This is a genomic window from Photobacterium sp. OFAV2-7, assembly GCF_022347985.1.
In the GTDB taxonomy this organism is placed as follows: domain Bacteria; phylum Pseudomonadota; class Gammaproteobacteria; order Enterobacterales; family Vibrionaceae; genus Photobacterium.
Map to the genome: position 1 here is coordinate 1 of NZ_JAKRFQ010000664.1, position 3,074 is coordinate 3,074.

Sequence of the window (3,074 nt, forward strand, 5' to 3'; positions counted from 1 at the left end):
AAATACAACTTAATATTTTTCTATTGTTTCAATCACCACTTAGTCAACTAACAGTGATAAAGGCAAAATCAAAAATAGAGGATATTGATTATGACAACCTATACCGCCATTAACCTAACCAAACACCATGAAAAAGGCCCTGTTGGCCCAGATTACTTTCAGACAGTAAAGCTGAATATGCCAAACGCCAAAGCGGGCGAATTAATTGTTAAACAGAGTTATATGTCCCTTGACCCAGCTATGTTCGGTTGGATGAGCGCAGATACAGAAAGCTATATTCCACCGGTAGAGTTAGGTACAGTTATGCGCAGCTTCGGCATTGGTGAAGTTGTTGAGTCCAACCATTCTGACTTTAATGTCGGCGATCGTGTAACCGGTATGATGGGCTGGCAGGAATACTTCTTAAGCAATGGCGAAGGTCTGGATAAAGTAGACTCCCCACTGCCTGATGTTGATATTCTGTCCGTTTTTGCGCTGCCCGGCCTAACCGCTACCCAAGGCTTCTACAATGTTGGCAAACCCAAAACGGGTGAAACCCTTGTTGTTACCGGTGCTGCTGGTTCTGTTGGCTCAATTGTCGGCCAATTGGCAAAAGCAGATGGCCTGCGTGTGATTGGAATTGTAGGCAGCGAAGAGAAAGCAGACTGGATCGTCAATGAGTTAGGTTTTGATGGTGCCATCAATTATAAGTCAGATAACTTAGACACCCACCTGGCTGCACTTGCGCCCAAGGGTATTGATCTGTTTTTTGAAAACACCGGAGGCCCCATTCAACACCTTATCTACAACAGAATGAATGAACATGGTCGTATTGTTGTCTGTGGCCTGATCGCAGATTATGAAAAAGGGGAATACAGTTCAGCTCCAAGCTGGATTAACGTTATTAAGAAGCGTTTAACCATTCAGGGCTTCGTAATGACAGATCACTTCCATAATGCACCGGCTCTGTTGGAAAAGTTTGCGCCATACGTACTAGAAGGAAAAATCAAACACCGCTCGCACGTATTAAACGGATTGGAATCTGCCATCTCCGGATTAAACTTGTTCAGCACAGGTGGGAACAAAGGTAAGTTGATCGTAAAACTGTAATCTGGATTCTATGGACAGGGCATATAAATAACAACGTGCCCTGTACCTTAGGCAATATAAGTTATAAATACCCACCTAAGCATTTGATCACCAAATGACTTTATCAGATGTAAACAACCAATAACCTCAGCAAAGAGACATCAAATTCCTGCTTGGTTTGGAGATAACGATGACATACACCTTAAAATATTAGATCTGTAACTTTTATGTAGCTCACTGCTGGACAAAAACGTGTTTCAAGTTGGCCTAGTGAATGTCCGGAAATGGCACAGAATTACCGCCTTTAGCAACTAAATCTCTACTACGTTCTGCTCCTGATAGTGATAAAATCTCCGTATCAGAATTAACGAGAAACTCTATGTTTATCCATCATGTTAACGGCATCGACTGGCTGGTGATTACAGCTTTTGAAGAACTGAAAACTATATTTATCGAAGAAGCCGGTGCGATCCCCTTTTGCTTCTCTACCGCCAGCGAATTGAACCTGATTGATCAAGCCAAGCGAACTTATGGATATTTGCCTACACTCATCGGCGTAATCACCGATACCGGCACCTTTCAAAGCCAGGATAACGAAGAAGATTTGAACCCACAGCTTGCCTGCCTAGTTGAGGGGCGTGGTCGGGTGTTTATCTATCACGGCGGCTTTGTGGCTTTTGTGGATGACGAGCAAACCTTTATTACCCGAATGGACTGAAAATTATTCAGTAAGTTGAAATCAGCGAATTGGCATCCCTAGCAAGGAATGGAGCAAAAGCGAGCCAGGTGCTACTCACACTGAGCTGCAAGCTTATCATTGCACAAAATGATTGTGTGGCTAAAAGATAATGAAGGTAGATACTTTATTGCGGTGGACACTCATATACAACGAGTGTGCAACAGGACTGGATATGAAAAGGGCAAGACGGTTGAAGAAACTGAACAAAGCATTATCAGATTAACTCCAAGGAAAACTGAGTTTTTCTTCAACCTGCACCGCTGGTTAATCCTTCACGGAAGGTACACGTGCATAGCACGCAAGCCAAGGTGCGGCAGCTGTATCATTGAAGATCTCTGTGAGTTCAAAGAAAAAACCAGTGATTAGAAGCTCAAACTGTTGTAGTGACTCATACAGACTGACACTGTGTTAGAACTAACGTGATGTGACCTGATCTTATAGATACCCGCCATCAACATCGCCTCCCCTAGCTCACCTTGTAAACCTCCCCATAATAATCGCCTGCACAGTATTAACTTCAAGGGCCCATTCCTAACCTACTTATCCAACAGCTTGAACTCCAATCGACAATTCGCGGATGTTGCTCTGCATTTTTATGTTGTTGAGTAAGCGGCCCTACGCATAGATCCTCTAATATTAGGAGAAGGTGATATTTCTAATGTTGGAGGTCATGTAACGGTATGGCTAGAGAGATACCGGTTCCGATAAATCGAGCCAGCCGCTTGCTGAAGATCGGCCGTCTGCTCGGTGGGGTTGCCGTGCAGGTACTCAGCGATGGCGCATCGGCCTTGGCTGACAACAAACCACTGAAAGCAAACGATTTACTGCTGACACCGGCCAATGCCATGCGGCTGGCGGACAGATTGTCTGAGATGCGCGGCGCGGCGATGAAGGTCGGCCAACTGCTCTCGATGGAGGCGGGTGAGTATCTTCCTCCGGTGCTGACCGAGATTCTGGCCACCCTGCGTGAGAACGCGCATCCCATGCCGCAGGGTCAGGTGGCGCAGGTGCTGGAAGGCGCCTGGGGTAAGAGGTGGGAAGATGCTTTCAAGCAGTTTTCATTCACGCCTCTTGCTGCTGCTTCCATCGGACAGGTGCACGAAGCCACCACCAAGGATGGTCAGCATCTGGCGATCAAGGTGCAGTACCCCGGGATTCGAAAAAGTATCGATAGTGACGTCGACAATATTGCGGCGCTGTTCAATCTATTACGCCTGATTCCAAGGGACTACGACATCACGACACTGCTTAAAGAAGCCAAACAGCA

Annotated in this window: 3 protein-coding genes and 1 pseudogene; all 4 read left to right on the forward strand. The window is 45.9% G+C overall.

All coding sequences use genetic code 11. The features are described from left to right. The first annotated feature begins 90 nt into the window (after positions 1–90). The gene (locus MHN01_RS22665) at positions 91–1,089 is read left to right on the forward strand and encodes an NADP-dependent oxidoreductase (RefSeq protein WP_239413604.1); all 999 of its coding nucleotides are present in this window, start codon (positions 91–93) and stop codon (positions 1,087–1,089) included. 358 nt (positions 1,090–1,447) lie between these two features. Next, positions 1,448–1,786, forward strand: a complete 339-nt coding sequence (locus MHN01_RS22670) for a cytosolic protein (RefSeq protein WP_239413605.1) — start codon at positions 1,448–1,450, stop codon at positions 1,784–1,786. 147 nt (positions 1,787–1,933) lie between these two features. Further along, positions 1,934–2,173 (forward strand): annotated as a pseudogene (locus MHN01_RS22675) (endonuclease III); the annotation flags it as partial. Positions 2,174–2,529: 356 nt separating this feature from the next. Further along, positions 2,530–3,074 (forward strand): AarF/UbiB family protein (locus tag MHN01_RS22680; protein ID WP_239413606.1); only part of this gene is annotated, 545 nt, incomplete at its 3' end.

Coding starts and splice junctions, on each gene's coding strand:
- MHN01_RS22665 (WP_239413604.1), top strand. CDS start 91: ATGACAACCTATACCGCCATTAACCTAACCAAACACCATGAAAAAGGC.
- MHN01_RS22670 (WP_239413605.1), top strand. CDS start 1,448: ATGTTTATCCATCATGTTAACGGCATCGACTGGCTGGTGATTACAGCT.